24 protein-coding genes are annotated in these 26,858 nt (G+C 73.3%); 10 read left to right on the top strand and 14 right to left on the bottom strand.

Going from position 1 to position 26,858, the window contains the following annotated elements; all coding sequences use genetic code 11:
• The first annotated feature begins 3 nt into the window (after window positions 1–3).
• Both ACZYRU_RS03580 and ACZYRU_RS03575 read left to right on the top strand, forming a co-directional pair.
• A complete protein-coding gene (locus ACZYRU_RS03580; RefSeq protein WP_488955704.1) occupies window positions 4–258 on the top strand; it encodes a DUF4242 domain-containing protein in 255 nt (84 codons plus the stop codon).
• Window positions 259–283: 25 nt separating this feature from the next.
• Window positions 284–790, top strand: a complete 507-nt coding sequence (locus tag ACZYRU_RS03575; protein ID WP_488955703.1) for a YflT domain-containing protein — start codon at window positions 284–286, stop codon at window positions 788–790.
• 7 nt (window positions 791–797) lie between these two features.
• Here ACZYRU_RS03575 and ACZYRU_RS03570 read toward each other — a convergent pair whose 3' ends face one another.
• The 4 genes from ACZYRU_RS03570 to ACZYRU_RS03555 all read right to left on the bottom strand — a co-directional run bounded on the left by ACZYRU_RS03570 (window position 798) and on the right by ACZYRU_RS03555 (window position 4,946).
• Window positions 798–2,354, bottom strand: coding sequence for a long-chain-fatty-acid--CoA ligase (locus tag ACZYRU_RS03570; protein WP_488955702.1), 1,557 nt, complete (start codon window positions 2,352–2,354; stop codon window positions 798–800).
• Window positions 2,355–2,452: 98 nt separating this feature from the next.
• Window positions 2,453–3,355: a phosphoribosylaminoimidazolesuccinocarboxamide synthase gene (locus tag ACZYRU_RS03565; RefSeq protein ID WP_488955701.1), complete on the bottom strand. Its 903-nt coding sequence runs from the start codon at window positions 3,353–3,355 to the stop codon at window positions 2,453–2,455.
• 29 nt (window positions 3,356–3,384) lie between these two features.
• A complete protein-coding gene (locus ACZYRU_RS03560; protein WP_488955700.1) occupies window positions 3,385–4,386 on the bottom strand; it encodes a hypothetical protein in 1,002 nt (333 codons plus the stop codon).
• Entirely contained in the window at window positions 4,383–4,946 is a 564-nt protein-coding gene (locus ACZYRU_RS03555) for an RNA polymerase sigma factor (RefSeq protein WP_488955699.1), read from the bottom strand. Before ACZYRU_RS03555 ends, ACZYRU_RS03560 begins: the two co-directional genes overlap by 4 nt.
• A gap of 93 nt (window positions 4,947–5,039) precedes the next feature.
• On the opposite strand from ACZYRU_RS03555, the gene ACZYRU_RS03550 reads away from it, so the two are divergent.
• A complete protein-coding gene (locus ACZYRU_RS03550; protein WP_488955698.1) occupies window positions 5,040–6,029 on the top strand; it encodes a sulfotransferase family protein in 990 nt (329 codons plus the stop codon).
• Between the two features lie 178 nt (window positions 6,030–6,207).
• Here the strand turns inward: ACZYRU_RS03550 and ACZYRU_RS03545 are convergent, their stop codons facing one another.
• Window positions 6,208–7,101 carry a hypothetical protein gene (locus tag ACZYRU_RS03545; RefSeq protein WP_488955697.1) on the bottom strand — a complete coding sequence of 298 codons (894 nt, stop codon included), beginning with the start codon at window positions 7,099–7,101 and terminating at the stop codon, window positions 6,208–6,210.
• Window positions 7,102–7,196: 95 nt separating this feature from the next.
• Between ACZYRU_RS03545 and ACZYRU_RS03540 the strand changes: the two genes are divergently transcribed.
• Window positions 7,197–7,559 carry a hypothetical protein gene (locus tag ACZYRU_RS03540; RefSeq protein ID WP_488955696.1) on the top strand — a complete coding sequence of 121 codons (363 nt, stop codon included), beginning with the start codon at window positions 7,197–7,199 and terminating at the stop codon, window positions 7,557–7,559.
• Between the two features lie 71 nt (window positions 7,560–7,630).
• A complete protein-coding gene (locus tag ACZYRU_RS03535) occupies window positions 7,631–10,189 on the top strand; it encodes a response regulator transcription factor (protein ID WP_488955695.1) in 2,559 nt (852 codons plus the stop codon).
• On the opposite strand, the gene ACZYRU_RS03530 is transcribed toward ACZYRU_RS03535, so the two are convergent.
• A complete protein-coding gene (locus ACZYRU_RS03530; protein WP_488956242.1) occupies window positions 10,146–11,606 on the bottom strand; it encodes an MFS transporter in 1,461 nt (486 codons plus the stop codon). The genes ACZYRU_RS03535 and ACZYRU_RS03530 overlap by 44 nt on opposite strands.
• Window positions 11,607–11,923: 317 nt before the next feature.
• On the opposite strand from ACZYRU_RS03530, the gene ACZYRU_RS03525 reads away from it, so the two are divergent.
• Together ACZYRU_RS03525 and ACZYRU_RS03520 are read left to right on the top strand one after the other, a co-directional pair.
• Complete coding sequence (locus ACZYRU_RS03525) at window positions 11,924–14,509, top strand: helix-turn-helix transcriptional regulator (protein ID WP_488955694.1); 2,586 nt, start codon at window positions 11,924–11,926, stop codon at window positions 14,507–14,509.
• Between the two features lie 31 nt (window positions 14,510–14,540).
• Window positions 14,541–14,858, top strand: a complete 318-nt coding sequence (locus ACZYRU_RS03520) for an antibiotic biosynthesis monooxygenase family protein (protein ID WP_488955693.1) — start codon at window positions 14,541–14,543, stop codon at window positions 14,856–14,858.
• On the opposite strand, the gene ACZYRU_RS03515 is transcribed toward ACZYRU_RS03520, so the two are convergent.
• A complete protein-coding gene (locus ACZYRU_RS03515; protein ID WP_488955692.1) occupies window positions 14,786–15,964 on the bottom strand; it encodes a DUF2306 domain-containing protein in 1,179 nt (392 codons plus the stop codon). The genes ACZYRU_RS03520 and ACZYRU_RS03515 overlap by 73 nt on opposite strands.
• A gap of 43 nt (window positions 15,965–16,007) precedes the next feature.
• Between ACZYRU_RS03515 and ACZYRU_RS03510 the strand changes: the two genes are divergently transcribed.
• Window positions 16,008–16,643: a TetR/AcrR family transcriptional regulator gene (locus ACZYRU_RS03510; protein WP_488955691.1), complete on the top strand. Its 636-nt coding sequence runs from the start codon at window positions 16,008–16,010 to the stop codon at window positions 16,641–16,643.
• Here the strand turns inward: ACZYRU_RS03510 and ACZYRU_RS03505 are convergent.
• The 5 genes from ACZYRU_RS03505 to purD all read right to left on the bottom strand — a co-directional run bounded on the left by ACZYRU_RS03505 (window position 16,633) and on the right by purD (window position 21,090).
• Window positions 16,633–17,016, bottom strand: a complete 384-nt coding sequence (locus ACZYRU_RS03505) for an SRPBCC family protein (protein ID WP_488955690.1) — start codon at window positions 17,014–17,016, stop codon at window positions 16,633–16,635. The two genes, ACZYRU_RS03510 and ACZYRU_RS03505, sit on opposite strands and share 11 nt — an antisense overlap.
• A gap of 11 nt (window positions 17,017–17,027) precedes the next feature.
• Window positions 17,028–18,458, bottom strand: coding sequence for an adenylosuccinate lyase (purB, locus tag ACZYRU_RS03500; protein WP_488955689.1), 1,431 nt, complete (start codon window positions 18,456–18,458; stop codon window positions 17,028–17,030).
• Between the two features lie 146 nt (window positions 18,459–18,604).
• Window positions 18,605–19,099, bottom strand: a complete 495-nt coding sequence (locus ACZYRU_RS03495; protein ID WP_488955688.1) for a GNAT family N-acetyltransferase — start codon at window positions 19,097–19,099, stop codon at window positions 18,605–18,607.
• Between the two features lie 55 nt (window positions 19,100–19,154).
• The gene (locus tag ACZYRU_RS03490; RefSeq protein ID WP_488955687.1) at window positions 19,155–19,649 is read right to left on the bottom strand and encodes a GNAT family N-acetyltransferase; all 495 of its coding nucleotides are present in this window, start codon (window positions 19,647–19,649) and stop codon (window positions 19,155–19,157) included.
• A 118-nt stretch (window positions 19,650–19,767) separates the two neighbouring features.
• Complete coding sequence (gene purD, locus ACZYRU_RS03485; RefSeq protein ID WP_488955686.1) at window positions 19,768–21,090, bottom strand: phosphoribosylamine--glycine ligase; 1,323 nt, start codon at window positions 21,088–21,090, stop codon at window positions 19,768–19,770.
• Window positions 21,091–21,176: 86 nt separating this feature from the next.
• Here purD and ACZYRU_RS03480 point away from each other — a divergent pair, with 86 nt between their 5' ends.
• Window positions 21,177–23,237 (top strand): protein kinase domain-containing protein, encoded by a 2,061-nt coding sequence (locus ACZYRU_RS03480; protein ID WP_488955685.1) that lies wholly within the window; start codon window positions 21,177–21,179, stop codon window positions 23,235–23,237.
• Between the two features lie 35 nt (window positions 23,238–23,272).
• Here ACZYRU_RS03480 and ACZYRU_RS03475 read toward each other — a convergent pair whose 3' ends face one another.
• Window positions 23,273–24,556 carry an adenylosuccinate synthase gene (locus tag ACZYRU_RS03475; RefSeq protein ID WP_488955684.1) on the bottom strand — a complete coding sequence of 428 codons (1,284 nt, stop codon included), beginning with the start codon at window positions 24,554–24,556 and terminating at the stop codon, window positions 23,273–23,275.
• A 196-nt stretch (window positions 24,557–24,752) separates the two neighbouring features.
• Between ACZYRU_RS03475 and ACZYRU_RS03470 the strand changes: the two genes are divergently transcribed.
• Window positions 24,753–25,127, top strand: coding sequence for a nuclear transport factor 2 family protein (locus ACZYRU_RS03470; RefSeq protein WP_488955683.1), 375 nt, complete (start codon window positions 24,753–24,755; stop codon window positions 25,125–25,127).
• Between the two features lie 262 nt (window positions 25,128–25,389).
• Here ACZYRU_RS03470 and ACZYRU_RS03465 read toward each other — a convergent pair whose 3' ends face one another.
• Window positions 25,390–26,838, bottom strand: a complete 1,449-nt coding sequence (locus ACZYRU_RS03465; protein WP_488955682.1) for a carboxyl transferase domain-containing protein — start codon at window positions 26,836–26,838, stop codon at window positions 25,390–25,392.
• Window positions 26,839–26,858 lie beyond the last annotated feature (20 nt).

Raw genomic sequence — 26,858 nt, 5'->3', positions numbered from 1 at the left:
GTGATGGCTCTCTTCATGGACGTGCACGAGACCCTCCCGGACGGCGCCACGGCAGCCGACGTCGCGGGGGCCCACGCCGAGGACCTGCGGGTGCAGGGGCAGTACGGCGTCGACTACAAGAGCTACTGGGTCGACGAGGCGGCCGGCAAGGTCTTCTGCCTGGTCGAGGCACCCGACGCGGAGACCGCGGCGCGCGTGCACCGTGAGGCCCACGGCCTGGTCGCCGACCACATCTTCGAGGTCGTCGAGGGCAGCTGAGCACCGCGCCGGGCAGACTGGGGTCATGAGCAACCCCACCCCCGGCGCGTTCGCGCGCTCCCTGCTGGCGCTCGAGTTCCCCCAGTCGCTGGCCGTGTACGACGACTACGCGACCGCCCAGCGCACGGTCGACTTCCTCTCCGACGAGGGCTTCCCCGTGCAGAACTGCATGATCGTCGGCACCGACCTCAAGCAGGTCGAGCGGATCACGGGCCGGCTCACCAGCGGCCGGGTCGCCGCCGGCGGAGCGATGAGCGGGCTGTGGTTCGGGCTGTTCGTCGGCGTGCTGTTCAGCTTCTTCGGCACCGGCGACACGCTGCCGATCATCCTGTCCACCACGCTGATGGGCATCGCGTTCGGCGTCATCTTCGCCCTGGCCGGCTTCGCGATGACCCGTGGCCAGCGGGACTTCTCGTCGGTCAGCTCGGTGGTCGCGACCCGCTACGAGGTGCTCGTCGAGCACAAGGTGGCGGCGCAGGCCCGGGAGCTCCTCGCGAAGCTCCCGGGCGCGCTGCCGAACCCGTTCGCCTGACCTCGGGTCAGGAGAGCTCGCGCTTGAGGATCTTGCCGGTGGCGGTCATCGGCAGGCTCTCGACGACCTCGACGATGCGCGGGTACTTGTACGCCGCCATCTGCTCCTTGCCCCAGGCGACGATCTCCTCGGGGGTGGCGCTGGCGCCTGGCTTGAGGATGACGAACGCCTTGATCTCCTCGCCGTGGCTCTCGTGCGGTACGCCGATCACGGCGGCCAGGGAGACGGCCGGGTGGGTGAGGAGGACCTCCTCGATCTCGCGCGGGTACACGTTGAAGCCGCCGCGGATGATCATGTCCTTGGAGCGGTCGACGATGTAGTACCAGCCGTCGGCGTCCTTGCGGCCGAGGTCGCCGGAGCGGAACCAGCCGTCCGGGCTGATCGACGCGGCGGTGGCGTCGGGCCGCTTGTAGTAGCCCTTCATGATGTTGTGGCCCTTGATGGCGATCTCGCCGATGCCGTCGGGGTCCTTGACCTCGTCCCAGGTCTCGCCCTCGAGGAGCTTCATCTCGACGCCGGGGATCGGCGTACCGATGGAGCCGACCCGCACCGGCGAGCCGAGCCGCGAGAAGCTCGCGACGGGCGAGGTCTCGGAGAGGCCGTAGCCCTCGAGGATGACGACGCCGAAGCGCTCCTCGAACTGGTGGTGCACCTCGACCGGCAGCGCGGCGCCGCCGGCCACCGCCACCCGGAGGTTCTCGGCGAGGGCCTTGACGTCGACGGTGTCGTCGAGCGCGTTGAGCAGGCCCCAGTACATCGTCGGGACGCCGGCGAAGAAGGAGACCTTCTCCTTGAGCATCAGCCCGATCGCGGCCGCCGCCTCGAAGCGGGGCAGCATCACGACGGTTCCGCCGAAGGCGAAGGCGCCGTTCTGGATCACGGTCTGGCCGAACGAGTGGAACAGCGGCAGCACGCACAGGAAGGTGTCGGGCTTGGCCGCGTCGGCGCCGAACAGGTCCTTGCCGGCGAGCGCGTTGTCGCGCATGTTGCGGTGCCGCAGCTCGGCGCCCTTGGGCTGACCGGTGGTGCCGGAGGTGTAGAGGATGACGGCGGTGTCGTCGTCGGACACGTCGACCGAGTCGAACGTCGGGGCCTGGCCGGCGAGCCCCTGGCCGAGGGTCTCGGTGCCCTCGATCGGCGACGGGGCGGTCGGGTCCGCGGTGATGACGAAGAAGTGCTCGCAGCCGTCGGCGGCCTGGAAGCCGTCGTACGCCTCCTGGCCGATGGGCAGGTCCGACGTGCCCTGGAAGGCGAAGTAGGCCTTCGCGTCGGAGTCGCCCAGGTGGTAGGCGACCTCGCGGCCCTTGAGCAGCACGTTGAGCGGTACGACGGTCGCGCCGGCCTTGAGGATGCCGTAGTAGACGATCGTGAAGTAGGGCAGGTTCGGGCAGCTCAGCGCCACCTTGTCACCCGGCTTGATGCCGCGCGACACGAGGAGGTTGGCCACCTGGTTGGCCGCGCCGTTGACCTGGGGGTACGACAGCCGGGTGTCCCCGAAGACGACGGCCGTGCGGTCGGGGTAGGACTGGGCGCTGTTCTCGAGGAACTCGGCGAGGTTCGTCATGCGGCACAACCTACTTGCCGGTCGTGACCGCGGTCACTGGTCGCGGGACCAATCCGCCCGGAGCGGCCTTGTGCCCGGGACCAACCTGTCGGGAGCCGTCAGAACGTCTCGCCGGTGAGCCGCTCGAAGGCCTCGATGTAGCGGCTGCGGGTGCGCTCGACGACCTCGGCTGGCAGCGCCGGCGGAGCCTCGCCGGACGCCTTGTCCCAGCCGCTCTCCGGGGAGAGGGCCCAGTTGCGCACGATCTGCTTGTCGTACGACGGCTGCGCGCGACCGGGCTGCCAGTCGTCGGCCGGCCAGTACCGGGAGGAGTCGGGGGTGAGCACCTCGTCACCAAGGATGATCCGGCCGTCGCCACCCGGCGCGACCCCGAACTCGAACTTGGTGTCGGCCAGGATGATGCCCTGCTCACGGGCGATCTCCTCGGCCCGGCCGTAGACCTGGAGGGTCAGCTCGCGCAGCGCCGCGGCCGCGTCGGCGCCGATGGTGGCGACCACGGCGTCGTACGACACGTTCTCGTCGTGGTCGCCGAGCTCGGCCTTCGTGGCGGGGGTGAAGATCGGCTCGGGCAGGCGGCTGCCGTCCTCGAGACCGGCGGGCAGCGCGATGCCGCAGACCTCGCCGGTGGCGCGGTAGTCGAGCAGCCCGGACCCGGTGAGGTAGCCGCGGGCCACGCACTCGACGGGGAACATGTCGAGCCGCTCGCAGATCACCGCGCGGCCGCGCACGGCGTCGGGGACGTCGGTCGAGATCACGTGGTTGGGGACCAGCGAGGCGAGCTGGTCGAACCACCACGACGACATCCGGGTGAGGATCTCGCCCTTGTCGGGGATCGTCGTCTCCAGCACGAAGTCGAAGATCGAGAGCCGGTCGCTGGCGACCATCAGCAGCTTGCCGGTGTGCGGGCCCTCGGTGAGCTCGTAGAGGTCGCGCACCTTGCCGGAGTGCAGGTGGCGGGTGCCGGGGAGCTCCGGGGCGGGCGGGATGTTCGCGAGCGTCACGGAGCACAGCCTATTGACCTGCGACCGGATCAGTCGCAGCCGAGTCCCTGCTGGTACTCCTCGGGCACCGTTCCCCGGCCGATGTCGGCCGCGATCTCCCACACCACCTCGGGGTAGTCGCCCTCCTCGTCCATGGCACGCAGCACCGGCCACTGCCGGCTCGTGGCGAGCGCCTCGCGGGCGCGCCCCATCGCCGCGGTGTCGCCGTTGTCGCGGGCCTGCACGTAGTCCGCGATCCAGGCGCAGGTGACTGCGCCGGTCACCGCGGCGCCCAGCTGGTACGGGTCGACCTCGGTCGTCTCGATGGTGGCGGGGTCGAAGCCGTTGGGCAGCGGCACCCCCGCCAGGGCACTCGCGATGGCGTCGTCGCGTTCCGGCGCGGTCACGAACGCGTCGGGCAGGTGGGCATCGAGGTCGGCGGCGGCGACGCTGGTCAGCGCGTCGAGCAGCCGGAGGTACGCCGGCTCGCGCATGCCGCTGCCCCGGAACTCCAGGAAGACGTCGCCGTCGGGCTCGCGGATCACGGTGTGGTCGTCGGCGCTGTAGGCCCACAGCCGACCGGGGCTCCCGAGGACGGTGACCGGAGCTCCCGGGTCCACGGCGGACGCTTCGATCCGCTCCCGGTCGGCGACGTACTCGCCGTGGAGGTCGGCCTCCTTCCACATGATCTCCAGCTCGCGGTCGCCGTTCTCGTAGGACAGCGAGCCGTAGGTCGGCTGCACGGTCGCGGCCGTCAGGGTCCAGCCGGGCTGGTCGAGCACCGCGAGGGTGCCGCGGCCGGGAGCAGCGAAGGGCGCGGGGGCGATCGCGCGGTCGTCGCCGCCGATCAGCCGCGGGAGGCTCAGTCCGGCGGCGATGACGAGCACCGCGGCGGCGGCCGCGAGGACGGGCAGCACGCGGCGGTGGCGGCGTACGGGCGTGGGCTCGGTGGTCTCGACGGTGGCGAGGGTCATGATCTCCTCCAGCAGCTCGGCACGACCCTCGTGGATGGCCAGGCCGGCGACACCGGCGTCGGTGATCGGGCGCTTCATCGGGGACCTTCCTTCCGGGTCGTCGTGACGGGTTCAGCTGGGAGATGTCCGGGAGCGGGCGGATCGTTGCCGTCATCAGGGCCCAGCAGGTCCCGCAGCCGGGAGCGGGCCCGCGACAGCCGGGGCCGTACGACAGCCGCCGGGACGCCGAGCACGTCGGCGATCTCCCGCGGTTCGAGGCCCTCCCACAGGTGGAGCTGGAGGACCTCCTCGTCGCGAGCGCTGAGCCGCTTCATCGCGGCGGTGACGTCGGCCCGGTGGACGATCTCGTCGGCGAGGTCGGCGACGGCATGGGCGAGCTGGCGGCGCAGCCGGTCACCGAGCGCGGCCCGGCGGCCCTCGCCGCGGCGGTGGTTGGCGAGGGTCCGGCGGGCGACGCCGTACAGCCACGGGCGGGCGGCATCGCCCTCCGGCACGTGGGCCAGCCGGCGCCAGGCCACGAGGAAGGTGTCAGCGGCGACGTCGGCAGCGTCCTCGGGCCGGTCGGTGCGGCGCAGCGCGAAGCCGAGCACGGCGTCGAAGTGCGCGGCGTACAACCGGCGGAAGTCGTCCTCTCCCATGCTCCTCTCCTGTCCGGCAGGAGGACGATCGTTGCGCTGCGCCTTGTTGTCTAACTAGACTCACTTACGAGACTTAAGATGACGGAGGTGCACATGACCCGGGAACCCCGCCCCGACTTCCTGCTCGTCGGCGCCCCCAAGGCCGGCACCAGCGCCCTGCACCTCGCGCTCGCCGCCCACCCCGACGTCTTCGTGACGACGCCGAAGGAGCCGAAGTTCTGGCTGTGCGAGGGCGCGCCCCCGCCGCACTGGGGCGGCCCCGGGGACCGGCACTCGCAGCAGGAGTGGGTCTGGCGCGCCGACGCGTACGCCGACCTGTTCCGGCCCGCACCGCCCGGCACCGTGCGCGGCGAGTCGACCCCGTTCTACCTGTGGCACCGCGGCGCCCAGCGCCGGATCGCGGACGCGCTGCCGGAGGTGCGGCTGATCGCCGTCGTACGCGACCCGATCGACCGCGCCTACAGCAACTGGATGCACCTGTGGTCCGACGGCCTCGAGCCCGAGGCCGACTTCGAGACCGCGTTCGGGCGCGAGGAGGAACGGATCGCCGCCGGGCACGCGCCGTTCTGGCGCTACCGCGAGCTCGGTCTGTACGGCGAGCAGCTGCGCGACCTGGTCAAGCTGGTCGATCCCGCGCGGATCCTCGTGGTCCGCTACCGCGACATCGTCGATCACCCCGCCGAGACGGTCGACCGGGCCTGCCGCTTCCTCGGCATCCGCGAGGGCCAGGTCGAGGCGATCCCCCGCGACAACTCGCGCCCGTACGTCGCCCCCGGCTGGCGTCCGCGCGTGCTCGGCCCGGTGGTCCGCGGCGGCGCCTGGGCCGGGCAGTTCGTGCCGCCCGGGGTGTGGCGCCGCGCCAGCGTCCCGGTCGTCGCCCGGCTGCAGACCCGCGACGCCCACCGCCCGTCGTTGACCACCGAGCAGCGCGCCCGGCTGCTGCCGGCGTTCGCCGACGACATCCGGCTGCTCGGCGAGATCACCGGCGAGGACTTCTCCGACTGGCTCTCCACCCGTGACCGGGGGTCGTTCGCCCAGCGGGCCGCGGGCGGGGCTCGGGGGTCGATTCATCACGGGATGTAGGTGAGCAGCCGCTCCTGCAGCGGAGTTCCGCACGGGAAGCGGTGACTCGCCTACATCCCTTGGTGAACCGCCACGATTCATCACGGGATGTAGGCGAACAGCCGCTCCTGCAGCGGAGTTCCGCACGGGAAGCGGTGACTCGCCTACATCCCGTGGCGAACCGCCGCCCGACCAGCCCTCAGCGCACCACGGTGACCAGGTCGTGCGCCCCATCAGGACGGGCGGCCTCGACGTAGAACCGGGTCCGCCCGTCGGGCAGCGGCACTGCGGACGCGTAGCGCCACGCGCCGTCACCGTGCGGCGAGGAGATCGGCGGGCGGTCGGCGGCGACCAGGCGGGTGCCGTCCCAGGTGGCGATGCCGGTGGTCTCGAACCAGTTGGCGGCGGCGTCGGGGCGGCCGTCGTACAGCACCGTCAGGGGCAGGCCGGGGACCGGCGGGAGAACGGTCGTGACCCGGGCGCCGCGGGCGTCCCACTCCCCCGGGCGTCCACCGAGGACCTCGCCGCGGTCGGTCCAGGCGAGACCGTCGGGGCTGCGCAGCAGGCGGGTGGTCATCCGGTCCTCGTGGCCGGGCTCGGTCAGCGGGTGGCAGCACAGCCACATCTCCCAGCCGTCGGGACCGTGCGTGACGACCGGGTCCTTGACGGCGACGGTGTCGTCGCCGGGGAGCACGACCCGGCGCCGGCCGGCGGGCAGCTCCGCGGGTGTCGCGGCGGTGAGGCTGTCGACCCACCAGTGCTTGGAGCCGGGGGTCGCGCAGGACAGGTAGAGCCGCCAGCCGACGCCCGGGACGGGCACGAGGACGGGGCGCTCGAAGGACTCGCAGCCGAACGCGTCGCGGTGCACCTCGGCGACGGTGGCGAAGGACTCACCGTCGTCGGAGCGGGCGACGACCACGGTGACGCCGCGGCCCTCGTCGAGCGGGCGGCGCACCCGGTAGGTCAGCCAGAAGGTGCCGTCGACGAGCACGGCGCTCGCCGCGCCCGCCCAGTTGCCGGCACCGGCGGCCGGGGCGGGTACGACGACCCGCGGGTCGTCGTACGTCGGGACGGCGAGGGCAGCCAGGGTCATGGGCGTCATAATACTTCACAAAGTCAATCGACTTTGATTGGCGCGAACCTGGGGGTCCTGCTCCGGCCCGGAACAGCGGATGGCAGAGTGTCGCCATGACGGAGTCCGCGCAGCCGCTCATCGACAGCTCGTCCTTCGCCCCCGGCCAGGTGATCTGGGAGGACGAGGTCTGGATCCTCGCCCGCCACGACGCCGGCGACCGGCTCGGCCTGACCCTGCACCACCGGGAGCCCGAGGCCTTCGGCCAGCTCTCCGACGAGCACGCCTCGCAGCTCGGCCGGATCGGCAACCGCCTGATCCGGATCATCGAGCACCTGCCCGAGGCCGGGAAGGTCGGCCTGGCGCGTACGTCGGGCGACCACGTCCAGCTCGCCTTCGAGGCCGAGGACGTGCCCGAGGGCCGGCTGCACGACATCGCGGTGAAGCTCGCCAACTGGGGCGGCGACGCCCGAGCCTGAACCGGGCTCACCAAAACCGCCACTGACGCGGCGGCCCGACACTAGGGTTCCTCCGAAAGGGGGAGACGCCGATGACGGGACCGGTCCTCCTCACGCGTCCCCGGCTGCACGAGCGGCTGGACCAGGAGGACCCGCGGATCGTCGTCCTCTCGGCGCCCAGCGGATCCGGCAAGACCAGCCTCGTGCGGTGCTGGGTCGCTCCGCGCGACCCCGCCACCGTCGTCTGGGCGACCCTCGACACCGACCACGTGCGCCGCGCCAGCTTCTGGCAGCTGGTGCTGACCAACGCCGGCCGGCTGGGCATCCTGCCCGCCGACGAGGTCGCCGGGCTGGTCGGTGACGTCGAGCGCGCCAAGGACCTGCCCGACCTGATCGCCGGCGCACTGTCCGGGTGCGGGCCCCTCGTCCTGGTCGTCGACGCCCACGAGCGGCTGCGCGACGACACCGGTCCGGTCGACGCCGACCTGCTCCGCCTGGTCCGGCTGGCCCCCGAGGTCCGGGTGGTCGTCACCACCCGCACCGGAACCGGTCTGGCCAACCCCGGCCGCACCCTGCGCGGCGACGTGGAGCTGCTGACCGCGACCGACCTCGCGTTCACGGCCGACGAGACGCGCGAGCTGCTGACCGCCTTCGGGGAGCCGGGGGCCGCCGAGCGGGCCAGCGAGCTGCACGCCGCGACCGGTGGCTTCCCGCTCGCCGTGCGCGCCGGCATGCTCTCCCTCGCCCGCACGGACACCGACCCCGACACCCCGGACTGGCAGTCGCTGGTCGCCGAGGACCTGCGCGTCCAGCTCGGCGAGGGGGCGGCGTACGCGCTGGTGCTGGTGACCTGCCTGCCGCCGTACTTCGACACCGACCTCGCGGTGGAGCTGACCGGCTCGCCCGACGTCAAGGGCACGCTGGCCGAGCTCGAGTGGAACGGCTTCGGGCGCTGGATCCCGTTCGCGCCGGGCCGCCAGGTCTTCCAGTACGTCGAGTCGCTGCGGACCGCGATGCTCGCCGACGCCGCCCGCCAGTCGCCCGCCCAGCAGGCCCGCGCCGCGCGGATCACGGCCACCTGGCTGCGCCGCCACGGCCTGTTCGAGGCAGCCTTCGAGGTCGCCGTCGCCGCCCGGCAGTACGACGTCGTCGGGCGGGTCTACGCGGACCTCGTCGCCAGCAACCCCGAGACCATCACGACCAGTCGCTTCGACCGGCAGCTCGCGACGGTGCCGCGGCGGGCACTGACGCAGTACCCGGCGCTCGCGCTCGGCCGGGGCCTTGCCTGCCACCGCAATCCGGCGCTGCACGGCGCGGCAGCGGAGTACTTCCGGATCCCGGCCTCGTGGGTCGGTCCCCCGCCGCCCGACATGACGCCGGGCGAGGTGCTCATGGTGCACACCGCGAAGGTCGCCAGCCTGCGCGTGCTGGGCCGGTTCGACGACTCGGCCCGGGCGGCACAGCAGGCCCTGGCCCACTTCGACACCATCCCTGACGGGGAGCAGCACCACGTCGCCGACCTCGGCGCCACGACCCTGCGCCACCTCGCCTACTCCCTGTTCCAGGACGGCCGGGTCGACGCGGCGCGCAGCGCGGTGAACCGGGCGATCACGATGAGCACCCGTCCCGAGTCGCTCAACCACACGGCGGTCTACGCGGTCGGCTTCGACGCCCTCGACGGACGCTGCGCCGAGGCGCGCTCCGCCCAGCAGCACGTCGATCCCGCGGCCTGGCGCCCGGGCCAGACGCACAACTACGTCAACGCGCTCGGCCGGATCGGGCAGGCGAGCCTGCTGCTCGACGACTTCGACCTGGCTGCATCGGTCGCGGAGTACGACGACTGCCCGTTCGCGGTCGCCTCCGAGTTCTGGCCCTTCGTCACGTGGACGCTCATGCATGCCCGGCTCGGGCTCGGCCACGCCGCCACCGAGGCACACCGCGTCGAGGCCGCCCTCGCCCGCACCCCCGCACCGCCGGGGACCGCGGACAGCCTGGGCGGGGCCGCCGTGCGCGCGGCGCTGGCCGTGCTGTGGCTGGCCGCCGGCAACCGCACCAAGGCCGGACCGCTGCTCCGCACCCGTACGCGGTACGCCGGCCAGCTGGCCCCCGCCGAGCTGCTCGCCCGGTTGCTCGCGGGCGAGGCGGCCGACGCCGTCGCCGCGCTCCCCCGCCTCGAGAGCCGGCCGGGCCACACGACCCGGTCCCGCGCCGCGCTGCTCACCCTCGGCGCTGCCGCCGCGCTGCGCTGCGAGCACCGCGACGCCGCGGTGGCCCTGCTGGACCGGGTCCTCGCGCTGGTCGGCCCCGACGGCGCCCGGGCGCACCTGATGTACCTGCCGGCACCCGACCTCGCCGCGCTGCGACAGCTCGCCGACCACCAGGGCGACGCGGCGCTGCGTACCTACCTCGGCGGCCCGGTCCCCGACTGCGTCGCCGGCAAGACGGTCAGCATCTCGCTCACCCCGCAGGAGCGGCTCGTGGTCGCGGCCTTCGCGCACCACCCGACCCGTGCCGCCGTGGCGGCCGCCCTCCACGTCTCGGAGAACACGGTGAAGACGCACCTGCAGCGGATCTACCGCAAGCTCGGGGTCCACTCCCGCGACGGGGTCATCGAGAAGGCGATCGAGCTGGACCTGCTGGCACGTCGGTAGCGACCGCGCCCGCCGCCGAGCGGGCGGTGACGGCCAGGACCACGGCGGCCACCAGGCCCGAGGCAGCGCAGATCGACCACACCGCGTAGTAGCCGCCGAGGCTGGCCCCGTCGACACGGATCGCGCCGCTGCCCGCGAGGCAGATCGCGAACACCGACGAGGCGATGCCGCCGCCGATCGTCTTGGCCGCGTTGGTGAGGCCGGTGGCCGAGCCGACACGTCCGGGTGGGGCGACCGCCGCCGCGGCCGCGGGGATCGCGGCGACCAGGCCGCCGGTCCCGAGACCGATCACGGCCATCACACCCCACGCCGCACCCGGGCTCGCGTGGAGGGGCAGCCAGGCGGCGTACCCGACGGCGTAGACCACGCAGCCGACCACCATCGCGCCCCGGGCCCCGAGCCGACGGCTCACCGGGCCGAGGGTCAGCGCGCCGATCGCCAGGCAGGCGACGTAGAACGCGATCCGGACGGAGCCCTGGGCGGCGCTCAGCCCGAAGCCGTAGCCGTGCACGGCCGGGTCGCTGCGGAAGTACGTCGACAGCGGGACCTGCGCTCCGAGCAGCGACATGCCCACGAGGAAAGCCGTCGCCTGAACGCTCCACTGGGCCGGTTGCCGGAGCAGTCGCACGTCGACCATCGGGTCCGGGTGGCCTGCCTCGTAGCGCCACCAGGGCACCAGCAGCGCCCCACCGAGCGCGAGGAGGAGCCAGGCCGGGAGCGAGGTCACACCGTCGACCCGGATCGCGACCAGGCCGCCGAGCACGGACAGCACCGCCAGCGCCATCAGGCCCAGGCCACCCCAGTCGAACCGTCCGCCCGGGAGCCCGGGGACCTCCTCGAGCAGCGCCAGCAGCGGCAGGCACACGCTCACGACGACGGCCGGCAGCACGAGCATCGTGGTCAGCGACACCCGGTCGGCGAGCTGTCCGGCCAACATGGCGGCGACGATGACCGAGAGCTCCAGGGTCGCGACCAGGATCGCCGCGGCCCGCCGGGTGAGCCGGCCCTGGTCGGTCAGTCCTGCGGTGCGCCGGTGCATGACGGCGACCTCGATCGGCAGCCACACGACGTACGTGCCCTGCAGCGTCCAGGCCACCAGCATCATCGGGAAGCTCGGTGCGAACGCGATGGCCCAGGTCGCGAGCGCGGTCACGGCGGTCGCCACCAGCAGCACCCGCCGGTGGCCGACCAGGTCGCCCAGCCGGGCCAGCGGCGGCACGACCAGCGCGGAGAACACCAGCTGGGCGGCCTCGAGCCAGTTGAGGTCGGCGTACCGGACGTCGAGGCGGTGGGCGATGTCGACCATCACCGGGCCGTAGTAGCCCTGGATCACGCCGCTGGCGACCTCGACCGCAGCCAGCAGGGCGATGACCGCGAGGAGCGGGTGACCCGACGGGCGACTTCCGCGACGGAGCATTGTCACGCTGCCCATGGTGAAGGTTCGCTGGATCCGCCGGCGCCTGTGGTCCGGCCCTCGGAACGGAGCTGCTCCCCGGCCGTGCCGATCGGGTGACCTTCCGGGCGACATCCGGCCCGCGGCGTTGCCGCCGCGGAGTCGGGCCCGGTTGGCTGATCGTGGCGTCGCGGGTGGGGCGACGACGCCGAGACCGGTGTGACCCGGACGGACCGAATCCCCCCAGGTCCGTCCGGGTCCCACCTCCTCCTGCGCCCTCCTCCCGGCTGCGGGATGATGGGTCGGCGTCGTCAGCCGTCGACTCGGGTCGAGGAGGAGCCATGACCGGTGGTGGTCCCGTGCTCCTCGCGCGCGCCCGCCTGCACACCCTGCTCGACGAGCCGGCCCCGCGGCTCAGCGTCCTCGCGGCACCGAGCGGCTTCGGCAAGACCAGCCTGGCGCGGGCCTGGGTCGAGACCCTCACCGACACCGACGTCGTGTGGGTGAGCGTCGAGAACGAGCTCGCGTCGCGCTCGGCGTTCTGGCAGACGGCGCTGGCCGCTGCCGGACGGGCCGGGGTGATGGGCGGTACGACGCCCGGCCCGGCCCTGCAGGCCGAGATCGAGTCGAGTGCCGAGCCGGCGGCCGTGATCGCCCGCGGGCTGCGGACCAGCGCCCACCCCCTCCTCGTCGTCGACGCCTACGAGAAGGTCCGGTCCGCTGCCGCCCAGGTGGAGGCCGACCTGCTGCAGCTGATCCGGCTGGTCCCCCAGCTGCGGGTGGTCGTCACCACCCGGACCTCCGGCGGCCTGGCCAGCCCCGGCCGCACGCTGCGCGGCGAGGTCCGGCTGCTCACCGAGGACGACCTCGCCTTCACCCTCGCCGAGACCCGCGACCTGCTCGCCGCCTTCGGTGGCCCCGGGGCCGACGACGGCGCCGCGCGGCTCCACGACGCCACCCACGGGTACCCCCTCGCACTGCGGGCCGCGATGCTCACCCGCGAGCCGACCCGGCCGGCCCGGCCGGTTCCCGGTCGCTCCGAGCCCGGCTGGCAGGCGCTGGTCGCCGAGGACCTGCGCAGTCAGCTCGAGGGCGGCGCGGCGTACGCCTTCGTGCTCGCGACCAGCGTGCCGCCGTACCTCGACGCCGAGCTCGCCCTGGAGCTCTCCGACGAGGTGTCCGGACCGGCCGAGGTCAAGGAGATGCTCGACGACCTCGAATGGAACGGCTTCGGCCGCTGGATCCCGTTCGCGCCCGGGCACCAGGTGTTCCAGTACGTCGAGTCGCTGCGCGACGTGATGCTCGCCGAGGCGCGGCAACGGCCGCCGGCGGAGCAGTCCCGTGCCGCCGAGCGCAGTGCGACCTGGCTCTACCGCAACGGCAGCCACGAGGCTGCCCTCGAGATGGCGGTCGGCGCAGGCCTGTTCAGCATCGCCGCGCGGGTCTACGCCGCGGTCGTCGCGACCACCCAGGACGCCCACTCCGCCAGCCTCGTGGACCGGCACCTGGCCGCCGTACCGAGCCGCGCGCTCACCCAGTTCCCCGCCCTCGCCTTCGGCCGCGGACTGGCCTGCTTCCGCGACCCGTCCCTGCGGGGCGCGGCCGCCGACTACTTCGCGATCTCGGCACGCTGGGACGGCCCACGCTTCCCCGACCCGACGGCGGGCGAGTACCTGCTGGGGTACGTCGCGAAGGTGGTCAGCCTCCGCCTCCTCGGCCGGATCGAGGAGTCCGGGCGGGCGGCCGCCGAGGCGCTCGCGTTCTTCCGCCGGGTCACCGACGAGGACCCCGAACGGCTCGCCGCCCTGGGGCCGATGGCGCTGCGGCACCTCGCCTACTCCCAGTTCCTCGCCGGCGACCCGGAGGGCGCGCGGGACACCACGTCCCGGGCGGTCGCGATGGCGACCGCGCCGACCGTCCGCAACCACACGGCGGTCTACGCCGTCGGCCTTCCCGCCTTCGAGGGCCGGGTCGCCCAGGCGGCCGCGGCCCGCTCCCTCGTCGACGCCGACGCGTGGCGGCCCGGCGAGGACCTGTCCTGGGCCAACGCGCTGGGCCGCATCGGCGACGCGGTGCTGCGGCTGGACGCGTTCGACTTCGCAGGTGCCGCGCACGCCTACGACGAGTGCACCTTCCGCGACACCACCGAGTTCTGGCCGCTGATGACCTGGACCCTGCTGCACGCCCATGTCGGCCTCGGGTCCGCCGCCGCCGAGGCCCGGCGCGTGGAGGAGCAGCTGCGCCGGGCGCCGGTGCCGCCGGTGATGCGTGACAGCGTCGCCGCGGCCGCCGTCCGCGCTGCCCTGGCGACGGCCTGGCTCGCGGCCGGCCACCACACCCGGGCGACCGCCGTACTGCAGGCACCGACGCGGTACGCCGGCCAGCTGTCGCCCGCCACCGCCCTCGCCAGCCTCTGCGTGGGCGACGCCGAGGCCGTGCTGGCGGCGTTGCCCGCGCTCGAGGCGAGTCCCGGGCACACGACCCGCTCACGGGCCGCGCTGCTCACCGTCGGCGCCGCTGCGTCCGCGCGGACCGGGCAGGAGGAGGCTGCGGCGGCGCTGCTGCAGCGGGTGCTCGCGCAGGTCGGGGCCGACGGGGCGCGGCTGCACCTGGCTCACCTGCCCGCGGAAGACCTCGCCGCGCTGCGGCGTACCGCCGACGATCGGGGTACCGCCGACGTGCGTGCCCACCTCGCCGGCTCCGTGCCCGCCTGCGTCGTCGCCGCGCCGACCGTCGTCGCCCTCACCCGGCAGGAGCGGACCGTGCTGGTCGCCCTCGCCCAGCACACCAACCGCAGCGACCTGGCTGCGGCGCTGCACGTGTCCGAGAACACCGTGAAGACCCACCTGCAGCGGATCTACCGCAAGCTCGGCGTGCGCTCGCGCAAGGCGGTCATCGAGCGGGCGATCGAGCTCGACCTGCTGTAGCGGGCGCCGGCGCCGTGCGTAGGCTCGACGCATGTCCGTCGTGAAGATCAACGCCATCCAGGTCCCGCCGAACGCCGGCCCCGAGCTGGAGAAGCGGTTCGCCGCCCGCGCCGGTGCCGTCGAGGGTTCCCCCGGCTTCCTCGGCTTCCAGCTGCTCCGGCCGACCGCCGGCGAGGACCGCTACTTCGTCGTCACCCACTGGGCCGACGAGGAGTCCTTCGCCGCCTGGCGCGACGGCGACGCCCGCGCCGCCCATGCGACGCCGGAGGGCGAGCCTCAGCGCAAGCCCGTCTCGACCGGCGCCAGCCTGCTGGAGTTCGAGGTCGTCCTGGACGTCAAGCCCTCCTGAGCCCGAGCGGCCGCCGAGCGTACGACGAGCGCGAACGCCACCACGATCGGGCCGCTCGCACCGACCATGGTGCCGGCGAGGAAGCCGTCGATGGTGCCGTAGACCGGCGTGGCGAGCACCGTGGTGAGCGCCGCCGACGGGGTCGCGATCGCGGCGCCCCACAGCAGGGTCCGCCAGCGCGCCTCGGCGACGCCGCGGCCGGCGGCGGCCGACCGCAGTGCACCGGCAAGGCAGATCAGCACCAGGCCGGTCGCCGGGACGAGGTGCCCGATCCACAGGCTGGCTCCCGGCACCTCGTCCGGGAGGGGCGCGAACCGGCCGGCCAACCACACCGATCCGGCGACGGAGACGACCAGCGCAGCGGCGTACTGCCACCGGACGCCGGCCGCGACCGGTGAGGTACGCCGGACCGGCTGGCTGAGCAGGAAGGCGAGGGCCCCGGCGCCGGGTGCCACCACGCCCAGCGTGGACGCGCCGACGTCCAGGCCGACCATCAGCTCGATCCCGTGGTCGAGCCGGCCGAGGCCGACCCAGAGCACCCGTAGCAGCGGCGCGGTGAGCATGAACGCGATGTTCATCCCGATCCACGCACGGTGGCTCACCAGGTCGCGCCGGCGGATGGCCACCAGCGCGAGCGTCGCGCTGGCGACCGTCGAGCTGGCCAGTACCCACAGCTGCAGGTCGAAGGCGGAGCCGCCGAAGTAGTCGATCTGCGGCGCCGAGACGAGGAAGGCGTACGCCGCCGCCATGCTCACGCCCATGAGCAGCAGGTACGTGCGGCCGGTCCAGCGGTGCACGCCCGGCCGCCGACGCAGCCGAGCCGAGTACTGCAGCATCGCCAGGGCCAGGGCCAGCGCGCCCGCCGAGGTGTGGACCAGCATCACGACCCGGTGCGCGCGGTAGTCCTCGGCCCGCAGCGCCACCACCGACCCGTGCCCGTAGGCGAAGTCGTGGCTGACCGCGGCGCCCTGGAGCGTGTCCTGCAGCCGCGGCGCGCCCGCGTCGAAGAAGTGCCAGAAGTAGGTGAACGCCAGCGGGAAGTAGCCGACGGCGACGAGGACGACGACCCCCAGGGCGATGCGGGGCAGGGTTCGCGGTGAACTCATAACAGTGTTATAGCACTGCCGGGCCCCGGTAGTCTGTGTGGCGATGACCACGCCCTCCCGGCACGACGCGCTCGTCGCCACCGCGCTCGACCTGCTCGAGACCGCCGGCCCCGAGGCGGTGACCGTGCGCCGGGTCGCCCAGGCCTACGGCGCCTCGACGATGGCCGTCTACAGCGAGTTCGGCTCGCTCGGCGCCCTGGTCGACGCCGTCGTGCTCCGCGGGTTCGCCGCCCTGCGTGCGGAGCTGCTCGACATCGAGCCGTCCGACGACCCGGTCGCCGACCTGTGGTTGCTGGCCCTGGCCTACACCGGTTTCGCGGCCCGGCGCCCGCACCTGTACGCCGCCATGTACGGCGCCTCCGCCCCCGGCGGGCACCGGCGGACCGGTGAGGACCTGCTGATCGGCTTCGACGCGTTCCGGGCCTACGCCGACTATTGCGCCCGCGCGATCGACGCCGGCCGGCTGCACCCCGCGGAGCCGCTCGAGGTCGCCCTCGACCTGTGGACCACGGTGCACGGCTGGGCGATGCTCGACCAGTCCGGCCTGCTCGGCGCGGTCGGGACCGTGATCACCCTCGACCCGGCGCGCGCGTTCGAGACCCTGCTGGTCGGCCTCGGCGACGAGCGGGATCGCGTCCGCGCCTCGGTCGCCTCGACCGGCGCCGTCTTCAGCCGCTGAGCAGCCCTGCTGCGCGGCGCAGGTCGGCCGCGACGGCCGGCCCGGCACCAGCGGTGAGCAGGCCACCGACACCGAGGCCGCGGACGGCGAAGTCGGCGACGACCGTGCAGGTCTGCTCACCGGTGGGGGTGAAACGGAGCTCGAGCCGGGCCCGGAACGGGCCGAGCTCGCCCTCCTCGACCCAGCGGTACGGCGGCTCGGCGATCGTCGTACGCATCCGCGGGCGCACGCCCGGGACCACGGTCACGTCGGTCCAGGCGGCGCCGTCGCGTCGTACGTCGGCCACCGAGCGCAGGGACGACTGCCACTGCGGCCGGTTGCGCGGGTCGACGAGGTAGGCGAAGGCCCGGTCCGCGGGGACCGGGAACGCCACCTCGACCGGCGTCAGAGGATCGCGCCCGGGTGGTAGTCGGCGGCGCCGGGGTGCGCGGCGACGACGGCCGCGACCTGGCGGCAGACCTCCTGGGTCTGCGCGACCGCGGCGCCGGTGAACGTGATCGGCTCGGCGACCAGCGACTGCAGCTGCTCCTGGGTGAGGCCGAGGCGCTCGTCGGCGGCGAGCTTGGCGAAGACGTCGTTCTCGGCCTGGCCCTGGCGCATCGCGAGGGCGGTGCCGACGGCGGCCTCCTTGATCGCCTCGTGCGCGCTCTCGCGGCCGACGCCGTTGCGGACCGCGGCCATCAGCACCTTGGTGGTGGCGAGGTAGGGCAGGTAGCGGTCCAGCTCGCGCTGGATGACCGCCGGGAAGGCGCCGAACTCGTCGAGCACGGTGAGGAAGGTCTGGAACAGGCCGTCGACGGCGAAGAAGGCGTCGGGCAGCGCGACGCGTCGTACGACGGAGCAGGAGACGTCGCCCTCGTTCCACTGGTCGCCGGCGAGCTCGCCGACCATGGACAGGTAGCCGCGGGTGACGACGGCGAGGCCGTTGACCCGCTCGCAGGAGCGCGTGTTCATCTTGTGCGGCATCGCGGAGGAGCCGACCTGGCCCTCCTTGAAGCCCTCGGTCACGATCTCGTTGCCGGCCATCAGGCGGATCGTGGTGGCGAGGTTGGACGGCGCCGCGGTCAGCTGGACCAGAGCGGAGAGCACGTCGAAGTCGAGCGAGCGCGGGTAGACCTGCCCGACGCTCGTGAGGACCCGGTCGAAGCCGAGGTGGCGGGCGACCCGCTTCTCCAGGTCGGCGAGCTTGTCGGCGTCGCCGCCGAGCAGGTCGAGCATGTCCTGCGCGGTGCCCATCGGGCCCTTGATGCCGCGCAGCGGGTAGCGGCCGAGCAGGTCCTCGATCCGCTCCACGGCGATCATCAGCTCGTCGGCGACGGTCGCGAACCGCTTGCCGAGGGTCGTCGCCTGCGCGGCGACGTTGTGGCTGCGGCCGGCCATGACGGTGGCCTCGTGCTCGGCGGCCAGGCGCCCGAGCCTTGCCAGGGTGGCCACGGCGCGGTCACGCAGCAGCTCGAGGGACTGCTTGACCTGCAGCTGCTCGACGTTCTCGGTCAGGTCGCGGCTGGTCATGCCCTTGTGGATGTGCTCGTGGCCGGCGAGAGCCGCGAACTCCTCGATCCGCGCCTTCACGTCGTGGCGGGTGACCCGCTCGCGGGCCGCGATGCTGGCCAGGTCGACGGCCTCCGCGCCCTGGTCGGCGACCTTCTCGTACGCCTCGACGACACCGTCCGGCACGTCGATCCCGAGGTCCTTCTGCGCCTTGAGGACGGCGATCCACAGCTGCCGCTCGAGGACGATCTTGTGCTCGGGCGACCAGATGGCGGTCAGGTCGGCGGCGGCGTAACGGGTGGCGAGGACGTTCGGGACGGTCACGGTGCGCCATTCTCCCATGCCCGCGGCGACGCGAGGAACGAGCGTCGCTGCGGACCAGCATGGGAGATTGAGGAGCGCCGCCGGGTGAGCTTGCGAACCCGCGACGCGCGTCTCGAAATCCCCACGGTTCCGGCGGCCGCCGTGAGTCAGCGCAGCGGGCGGACCAGGACCAGCTCGCCGTCCTCGTTGCTGCCGCGCACCCCCGTGAACCCGGCCTTGGCCGCGACCCGCAGGCTCGCGGTGTTGTCGGGCGCGATCGAGGCGCGCACCCGGACGCCCGCCGCGTCGGCCCGGGCGAGCAGCGCACCGAGCGCCTCGGTCACCAGGCCGTAGCCCCGCGCCTCGGCCACCAGCCCGTAGCCGACCTCGACCTCGGGCACCTCGTCGTCGGCCGGCTCGGGCGGCCCGAAGAACCCGATCGAACCGATCACCAGCTGCTGCTTGAGCGACACGATCGACCGCGGCCCCCACGGGTCGCCGTCGTGCCACAGGGTCGCCGCGCCGCGGTCGTCCTCGCGCGGGAAGTCCGGGTGCCAGCCGTCCAGGCGCTCGCCCGACCGGATGGCCTGGACGGTGGTCGCGTCCCACAGCACCAGCTGCAGGCGGTCGGTCTGGACGCCGACGGGCTGCTGGTCAGTCATGGCGCCACTCTGCCAGCGTGCGCCGGGTCGTGCGTCGGTGCCCCACAGGCGTGCGTCAGTCCCCCAGCATCCGCTGCCACCACACGACGTCGATCCACCGGTCGAGCTTGCGACCGACCTCCCGCAGCACCCCCTGCCGCTCGAACCCGCAGGCCCGGTGCAGGCCCTCACTGGCGTCGTTGGGCAGCGCGATGCACGCCAGAGCAGTTCGTACGCCGCCCGCGCGCATCCGGGCGAGCAGGTCGTCGTACAGCACACGCCCGAGGCCGCGGCCGGTGGCGGCGTGGTCGACGTACACCGTGACCTCGCGGGTGCGGTCGTAGGCGCCGCGGTCGCGGAACGGGCCGGAGTAGGCGAAGCCGACGACCGCCCCGTCCACGTCGGCGACCAGGAAGTGGTCGCCGGGGTGGGAGGAGGCGAGCTTCTTCTCCCACACCGAGCGCGGCGGCGGCTCGGTGTCGAACGTGGCGTAGCCGGTGCGGACCTCGTGGGCGTAGATCGCGGCGACGGCGTCGAGGTCGGCGTCGGTCGCGGGCCGGACGGTGGTCATGAGTCCCGCGCCTGGATCCACCGGTGACTGGCTACTACGCGCCACCCCAGCGGCGCGCTCGCTGCGTTGCGGACGCTCGAAGGGCGGACAAGCACGTCGTCGCGCCCACGCCTTGCGATCACACCTCTGGGGCGGCGCTCGCTACGCCGCCCACCGGTGGATCCAGGCTCAGCGAGGCGCCCTCGACGACGCCGAGGGGCTCGGCGGCGATGTCGCTGCGACGCTGCATGCCCGGGAAGGAGATCAGGTCGGCAGCGGCGTACGCGCGGGAGCGGGCGTCGGCCACGTCGTACCCGACCGCGCGGACGGCGAGCACCCGGCCGCCCGCGGTGACCAGGCTCGCGCCGTCGCCGCTGTCGACCAGGGCGGTGCCGGCGTGGATGACGTCGACGTCGGCGACCCCGTTGGCGCGGCCGACGCCGGTGATGACGTCGCCCTTCGACGAGGACTCCGGGTAGCCGGCCGAGGCGAGCACGACGGTGACCGAGGCGCCGTCGCGGAAGCGCGGAGCCTCCACCTCCGCCAACCGGCCCCGGGCCGCGGCGTGCAGCAGCTCGCCGAGCGGGGAGTCGAGCAGCGCCAGCACCGGCTGGACGTCGGGGTCGCCGAAGCGGCAGTTGAACTCGATGACGCGCGGGCCGGCGGCGGTGAGCGCGAGGCCGACGTACAGGCAGCCCACGAAGGGCGCACCGCGGCGGGCCATCTCGTCGAGGGTGGGCTGGACGACGGTGTCGACGACGGTGGTCGCGAGGTCGTCGGGCGCCCAGGTCAGCGGCGAGTACGAGCCCATGCCGCCGGTGTTGGGGCCGCGGCCGCCGTCGAAGATCCGCTTGAAGTCCTGCGCCGGCTGCAGCGGCCGGGTGGTCGTGCCGTCGCAGACCGCGAACAGCGACACCTCGGGACCGTCGAGGAACTCCTCGACCACGACCCGGCCGCAGCCGGCCGCGTGGGCGAGCGCCTCGGCACGGTCGAGGGTCACCACGACGCCCTTGCCGGCAGCCAGGGCGTCGTCCTTGACGACGTACGGCGCCCCGAACTCGTCGAGCGCTGCCGCGACCTCCTCGGGTGTGGTGCAGGTGCGCGACCCGGCGGTCGGTACGCCGGCCGCGGCCATGACCTCCTTGGAGAACGCCTTGGAGCCCTCGAGCTGCGCGGCGGCCCGCGACGGCCCGAAGACCGCGATCCCCGCCTCCCGCACGGCGTCCGCGACACCGGCGACCAACGGCGCCTCCGGCCCGACGACGACGAGGTCGGCACCAAGCGAGGCCGCCAGGGCGGCGACCGCCGTACCGTCCATCGGGTCGACGTCGTGGAGCGTCGCGAACGCGCCGATGCCCGGGTTGCCCGGAGCCGCGTGCACCTCGCTCACCGCGGGATCGCGGGACAGAGCGAGGGCCAGGGCGTGCTCGCGGCCGCCGGTACCGATGACGAGGGTCTTCACGGGGGACGATCCTAGGGCGGGCCGGGCGGCTGGCCGACCTGAGGCACACTGGCCGTCGTCTGACCACTCGACTCGGGAGAGATCACATGCGCGTGCCCACCGTCGGCGAGCAGCTCGGCCGCTACCAGCTCGACCGCGTGCTCGGGCGCGGTGGCATGGGCGTGGTGTTCGCGGCGACCGACCCGCGGCTGCAGCGCACCGTCGCGATCAAGGTGATCACCGGCACCCTCGCCTCCTCCTACGAGTTCCGGCAGCGGTTCCAGGCCGAGGCGGCCGCCCTGGCCCGGCTCGACTCGCCGCACGTCATCGCGATCCACGACCACGACGAGGTCGACGGGACGCCGTACATCGTCACGCAGTACGTCGACGGGCACGACCTGTGGAGCTGGCTGCGCGAGCACGGGCCGATGCCCGCGCGGCAGGCGCTCCAGCTGTGCGCGCAGCTCGCCCGCGGCCTCGCCGACGCCCACCGGGTCGGGGTGGTGCACCGCGACGTGAAGCCCTCCAACGTGCTGATCCGCAACCCCGGCACCCCCGACCAGCACGCCTACCTGTGCGACTTCGGCATCGCCCGCGCCGACGGGATCGAGGGACCGGCCCCGACCGCGGCGGGCTCGGTCGCCGGCACCTGGACCTACCTGTCCCCCGAGCGCGCCGAGGGCCTGGCCGCGACGCCGTCCAGCGACGTCTACGCCCTGGGCTGCGTGCTCTGGGCCTGCCTGACCGGGCACGAGCCCTACCAGGGCACCGACGTGCAGGTCGCGCTCGCGCACCAGCAGGCGCCGATCCCCCGCCTGGCCGGGGACTCCGCGTTCACCGCCGACCTCAACTCCGTCATCGGCAGGGCGCTGGCGAAGGACCCGGCACAGCGCTACCCGGACGCCACCTCGTTCCGCGAGGACCTCGAGCGGCTCGCGGCGATCGCACCGCCCGACACCCAGGAGGCGCCCGCGCCGCCGACGGACACCGGCACCTCCGTGCGCGGCGTGGCACCGGTCGCCCACCGTCGGGCCCGGTGGCCGCTCGCCGTCGCCGGCACCGTTGCCCTGGCACTCGTCGCCGGGGTCGCCACCTGGCTGGTCGTCCGTGACGACGACAGCCCCGCGGCCGCGGAGAAGGACGCCCGCACGCCGAAGGTCGCCGGCGACCTCACTGGCGACGGGTACGGCGACGTACTGATCCACCAGACCCGGTTCGAGGCGCTCAGCCCGCTCTCGACCTGGACCGTGCCGTCGACCGGGATGCAGTTCGGCTCACCCCGGCGCGCCGGCGCCGAGGCCGGCCACCCGTTCTTCGCGGACGTCGACGGGGACCGGGCCCGCGACGTGGTGTGGCTCGACGAGGACGACGACCGGATGTCGATCACCGTCGTCCCCGGCGACGGCGAGACCTGGTCGACCGAGCTCGACCTCGATCCGGCCTTCGACATCAAGCCCTACAACGCGACGGCCGGCGACCTCGACGGCGACGGACGCGACGACCTGGTCCTCTACGGCGACGAGACCGACGAGCGGGACGGGCTGTACGTCGCCCTCACCCGGGACCGCGGCTTCGCGGCCCCTGAGCAGTGGTACTCCTCCGACCTGTCCGACAGCCTGCCGCGCGTCGGCGACTTCGACGGGGACGGGAAGGTGGAGCTCGTCTGCTTCGGCGAGAACCCGGCCGGCGACGACACGGTGCGCCTGCTGCGGCCCGAGGACGGCAGCTTCGTCCTGGTGGCCGAGAGGGTCCTCAGCGGCGCCGGGGTCGCGCCGCTGCTGGCCGAGTGGTTCGTCGGCGACGTCGACGGTGACGGTGCCGACGAGCTCGTCGCTCCCAACGCAACCGGCCGCGTCATCTTCGTCTACGAGATCGCCGACGACGCCTTCGCGCCCCGCACCCGTTGGCACACGACGTCCGTGCCCCTCGACCAGGCCCGCAAGAACGCCTGGGACAGCGGTGTCGCCGGCAGTGCGCTCAGCGATGTCGACGGCGACGGTGACGCCGACCTCGTCGAGCTGCGCTACACCGCCAACGACAACGGACCCGACGACCCGCTCGTCCTGTGGGTGATGGTCTCCGACGGCTCGTCGTTCGGCGACGCACAGGAGTGGGGCGGGCTGGACTGCTCCCCCGAGTGCGAGGACGGCTTCGACCTGGTCGACTGAGCCCGGGCGGGCCCCGGGCCCAGCCGGAGCCGGTCTCAGCGCAGGGCGTGCCGGACGACGGCCTGCTCGCGCTCGGGGCCCACCCCGACGACCGAGATCTTCGCGCCGGAGCGCTCCTCGACGAACTCGACGTACTCCCGCGCGGCCTTCGGGAGCTCCTCGAACGACCGGCAGCCGGAGATGTCCTCGGTCCAGCCGGGGAGGTTCTCGTAGATCGGCACGGCGTGGTGGAAGTCGGTCTGGTTGACCGGCATCTCGTCGTGGCGGACCCCGTCGACGTCGTACGCGACGCAGACCGGCAGCTCGGCCAGCCCGGTGAGGGTGTCGAGCTTGGTCAGCACGAAGTCGGTGACGCCGTTGACCCGCGCGGCGTACCGCGTGATCACGGTGTCCATCCAGCCGCAGCGGCGCGGGCGGCCGGTGGTGGTGCCGTACTCCCAGCCCGCCTTGCGCAGGAACTCGCCGTTATCGTCGTGCAGCTCGGTCGGGAACGGGCCTTCGCCGACGCGGGTCGTGTAGGCCTTCGCGATCGCGATGACCTGGTCGATGCGCGTCGGCGGGATGCCGGTGCCGGTGCAGGCGCCGGCGGAGATCGCGCTGCTGGACGTCACGAACGGGTAGGTGCCGTGGTCGACGTCGAGCAGGGTGGCCTGGCCGGCCTCCATCAGCACGACCTCGTCGCGGTCGAGCGCCTGGCTGAGCAGCAGCCCCGTGTCGCAGACGTACGGCGCCAGCCGCTCCGCGTGCGCCAGCAGGCCCTCGACGGTCTGCTCGACCGAGGGGGCGCGGCGGTTGTAGACCTTGGTGAGGATCTGGCCCTTGAGCTCGAGGGCGCCCTCGACCTTCTGGGTCAGGATCTTCTCGTCGAACAGGTCCTGGACCCGGATGCCGATCCGGTTCATCTTGTCGGCGTACGTCGGACCGATGCCGCGGCCCGTCGTACCGATCCGACGGGAGCCGAGGAAGCGCTCGGTGACCTTGTCGATGGTCCGGTTGTAGTCGGCGATGACGTGCGCGTTGGCGCTGAGCTTGAGCTTGCTGGTGTCGACGCCGCGGCCCTCGAGGCCGTCGATCTCCTGGAACAGCACGTCGATGTCGACGACGACGCCGTTGCCGATGACCGGCGTGCAGCCGGGCGTGAGGATGCCGCTGGGCAGCAGGTGGAGGGCGTACTTCTCGTCGCCGATGACGACGGTGTGGCCGGCGTTGTTGCCGCCGTTGAACTTGACGACGTAGTCGACCTGGCTGCCGAGGTGGTCGGTCGCCTTGCCCTTGCCCTCGTCGCCCCACTGGGCTCCGACGATCACGATTGCAGGCATCTTGGTTGCTCCTTCGCACGGACGGAGTCCCTCCGTCCCTGAGGACGGCTGCTCAACGCACCACTTGCTCTCTTGCTGGTGTCGGACAAGCAAGAAGCCCCGGCAAGACCGGGGCTCTTGCGGCGTCACGTTACCAAAACGCGACCTTGCGGCTAGATTCGGCACAAACGAGAACACGTTCTAGTCAGGAGCAACCATGGGCGCCAGCCGCGAGACCATCCTCGAGACCATCCAGAAGTACGTCGACCTCGTCGCCACCGGCTCGTCGGCCGACGTCGTCGCGCTGTACGCCGAGGGCGCCACCCTCGAGGACCCGGTCGGGTCCGAGGTGCTCACCACCCGCGAGCAGATCGCCGCGTTCTACGGCACCCTCGACGGCCTCGAGCAGGAGGGCCACCTGCTGTTCGCCCGCGTCGCCGGCAACGAGGCCGCGTTCTCCTTCGAGCTGGCCACCAAGGCCGGCGACCAGACCTTCACGCTCGCCCCGATCGACGTGATGACCTTCGACGACGACGGCAGGATCACCAGCATGCGGGCGTTCTGGTCCGGCGAGGACATGGTCGTCAGCTGACTGTTCCGGCCGCGCCGACCCGGCAGAAACTGGCCCGCAAAGCCCGCCGACCCGGCAGAAAGTAGCCTCCGGATCCCGCTGACCCGGCAGAAAGTAGCCCGGAAATGACGCCGACCCGGCAGAAAGTGGCCCGCAAACGAGCCACTTTCTGCCGGGTCGACGCAACTCAGGAGCCAGTTTCTGCCGGGTCGACGCAACTCAGGAGCCAGTTTCTGCCGGGTCGACGCAACTCGGGAGCCAGTTCGGGCCGGGTCGGCGGAATTCAGGAGCCAGTTCGGGCCGGGTGGGCCAGGCGGGCGGCGATCTCGGCGACGACCGCCCGGGCAAGGGTCTCGGGGGTGTCGTCGGCCGTCTCGGGGACGACTCCGTGGACGTCGCCGTCGGCCAGCAGGTCGAGCGCGCCGACCTTCTGCTGCGACGCCATCTCGGCGGCGCGCGACGGCTCGCCGTGGACGATGACGCTCGCGCCCTCGGGCGGGAGCGGGGACAGCCAGCCGCGCTCGGTCGCGAGAATCGTGCGCGCGGGGAGCAGGGCGAGCGCACCGCCGCCGCAGCCCTGGCCGAGGATCACCGAGACGGTTGGCACGGTCATCGTGACCAGGCCAGCGATACAGCGGGCGATCTCGCCGGCCATCGCACCCTCCTCGGCCGCCTGCGAGAGCTCGGCGCCGGGGGTGTCGATGACGGTGACGAGCGGGAGCCGCAGCTCCTCGGCGAGCTCCATCGCGCGCCGGGCCTCACGCAGCGCGCCCGGCCCCATCGGGGTCGCCGGCGACTGGCGAGAGCGGTCCTGGCCGACCAGGACGCAGGGCTGGCCGTCGAGGCGGGTCAGCGCGATGAGGACCGAGTCGTCACGCTCGCCCTCGTCGGTGCCCTTGAGCCGCAGGGTGCTGGCGGCGCCGTACCTGATCAGGTCGCGTACGCCGACCCGCCCGTCGCCACGCGTGGCCTCGATGTCGTCCCAGACCGGGTGGTCCAGCATCGTGCCGGGGGCAACCGGATCGCGGCGCTCGATCGCGGGCGACGACGGCGGGTCGACGAGGACGCCGAGCGCGTGGTCGACCAGCTGCGGCAGGTTCTCGACGGGGATGACCGCGTCGATGACGCCGTGCGCGGCGAGGTTCTCGGCGACCTGGACTCCCTCGGGGAACGGCTTGCCGTTGAGCGCCTCGTAGACCTTCGGGCCGAGGAAGCCGACCAGCGCGCGCGGCTCGGCGACGGTGACGTGCCCGAGCGAGCCCCAGGACGCGTAGACGCCGCCGGTGGTGGGGTGGCGCAGGTGCACGAGGTACGGCAGGCCCGCGCCGCGGTGCTCCATCAGCGCCCGCGAGATCTCGACCATCTGCACGAAGGCACGGGTGCCCTCCTGCATCCGGGTACCTCCGGACGACGTGCTCGCCAGGACGGGCAGCCCCTCAGCCGTGGCCCGGCGTACGGCGGCCGCGATCCGGGTCGCCGCGGCGACGCCGATCGAGCCGGCCAGGAACCGGAACTCGTTGACGACGAAGGCGACCGGCCGCCCGCGCACCGTGCCGCGCCCGGTCAGCACCGACTCGTCGGTCCCGGCCTTCTCGGCAGCCGCGCGCAGCTCGGCCTGGTACGCCTCGCGGTGCCCGCTGATGTCGACGGGCGTGTCCCACGACTCGTAGGAACCCTCGTCGAGGACGAGGTCGATCATCTCGCGGGCGGACCAGCGGCGGGGCGTGCTCATGAGCCGGATCCAACCACGGC

The organism is Nocardioides sp. F233, from assembly GCF_057813895.1.
Note: the sequence above shows the minus strand (reverse complement) of the source record. Positions and strands in the feature narration are given on the sequence as shown.

What these genes read in the sequence shown, in the direction of transcription:
- ACZYRU_RS03490 (WP_488955687.1), bottom strand. Translation starts at nt 19,649, where the DNA reads ATGACCACCGTCCGGCCCGCGACCGACGCCGACCTCGACGCCGTCGCC.
- ACZYRU_RS03515 (WP_488955692.1), bottom strand. Translation starts at nt 15,964, where the DNA reads ATGAGTTCACCGCGAACCCTGCCCCGCATCGCCCTGGGGGTCGTCGTC.
- ACZYRU_RS03570 (WP_488955702.1), bottom strand. Translation starts at nt 2,354, where the DNA reads ATGACGAACCTCGCCGAGTTCCTCGAGAACAGCGCCCAGTCCTACCCC.
- ACZYRU_RS03545 (WP_488955697.1), bottom strand. Translation starts at nt 7,101, where the DNA reads ATGACCCTGGCTGCCCTCGCCGTCCCGACGTACGACGACCCGCGGGTC.
- ACZYRU_RS03580 (WP_488955704.1), top strand. Translation starts at nt 4, where the DNA reads ATGGCTCTCTTCATGGACGTGCACGAGACCCTCCCGGACGGCGCCACG.
- ACZYRU_RS03555 (WP_488955699.1), bottom strand. Translation starts at nt 4,946, where the DNA reads ATGGGAGAGGACGACTTCCGCCGGTTGTACGCCGCGCACTTCGACGCC.
- ACZYRU_RS03475 (WP_488955684.1), bottom strand. Translation starts at nt 24,556, where the DNA reads ATGCCTGCAATCGTGATCGTCGGAGCCCAGTGGGGCGACGAGGGCAAG.
- ACZYRU_RS03535 (WP_488955695.1), top strand. Translation starts at nt 7,631, where the DNA reads ATGACGGGACCGGTCCTCCTCACGCGTCCCCGGCTGCACGAGCGGCTG.
- ACZYRU_RS03470 (WP_488955683.1), top strand. Translation starts at nt 24,753, where the DNA reads ATGGGCGCCAGCCGCGAGACCATCCTCGAGACCATCCAGAAGTACGTC.
- ACZYRU_RS03510 (WP_488955691.1), top strand. Translation starts at nt 16,008, where the DNA reads ATGACCACGCCCTCCCGGCACGACGCGCTCGTCGCCACCGCGCTCGAC.
- ACZYRU_RS03560 (WP_488955700.1), bottom strand. Translation starts at nt 4,386, where the DNA reads ATGAAGCGCCCGATCACCGACGCCGGTGTCGCCGGCCTGGCCATCCAC.
- ACZYRU_RS03495 (WP_488955688.1), bottom strand. Translation starts at nt 19,099, where the DNA reads ATGACTGACCAGCAGCCCGTCGGCGTCCAGACCGACCGCCTGCAGCTG.
- ACZYRU_RS03465 (WP_488955682.1), bottom strand. Translation starts at nt 26,838, where the DNA reads ATGAGCACGCCCCGCCGCTGGTCCGCCCGCGAGATGATCGACCTCGTC.
- ACZYRU_RS03540 (WP_488955696.1), top strand. Translation starts at nt 7,197, where the DNA reads ATGACGGAGTCCGCGCAGCCGCTCATCGACAGCTCGTCCTTCGCCCCC.
- ACZYRU_RS03530 (WP_488956242.1), bottom strand. Translation starts at nt 11,606, where the DNA reads ATGCTCCGTCGCGGAAGTCGCCCGTCGGGTCACCCGCTCCTCGCGGTC.
- ACZYRU_RS03550 (WP_488955698.1), top strand. Translation starts at nt 5,040, where the DNA reads ATGACCCGGGAACCCCGCCCCGACTTCCTGCTCGTCGGCGCCCCCAAG.
- ACZYRU_RS03520 (WP_488955693.1), top strand. Translation starts at nt 14,541, where the DNA reads ATGTCCGTCGTGAAGATCAACGCCATCCAGGTCCCGCCGAACGCCGGC.
- ACZYRU_RS03575 (WP_488955703.1), top strand. Translation starts at nt 284, where the DNA reads ATGAGCAACCCCACCCCCGGCGCGTTCGCGCGCTCCCTGCTGGCGCTC.
- ACZYRU_RS03525 (WP_488955694.1), top strand. Translation starts at nt 11,924, where the DNA reads ATGACCGGTGGTGGTCCCGTGCTCCTCGCGCGCGCCCGCCTGCACACC.
- ACZYRU_RS03480 (WP_488955685.1), top strand. Translation starts at nt 21,177, where the DNA reads ATGCGCGTGCCCACCGTCGGCGAGCAGCTCGGCCGCTACCAGCTCGAC.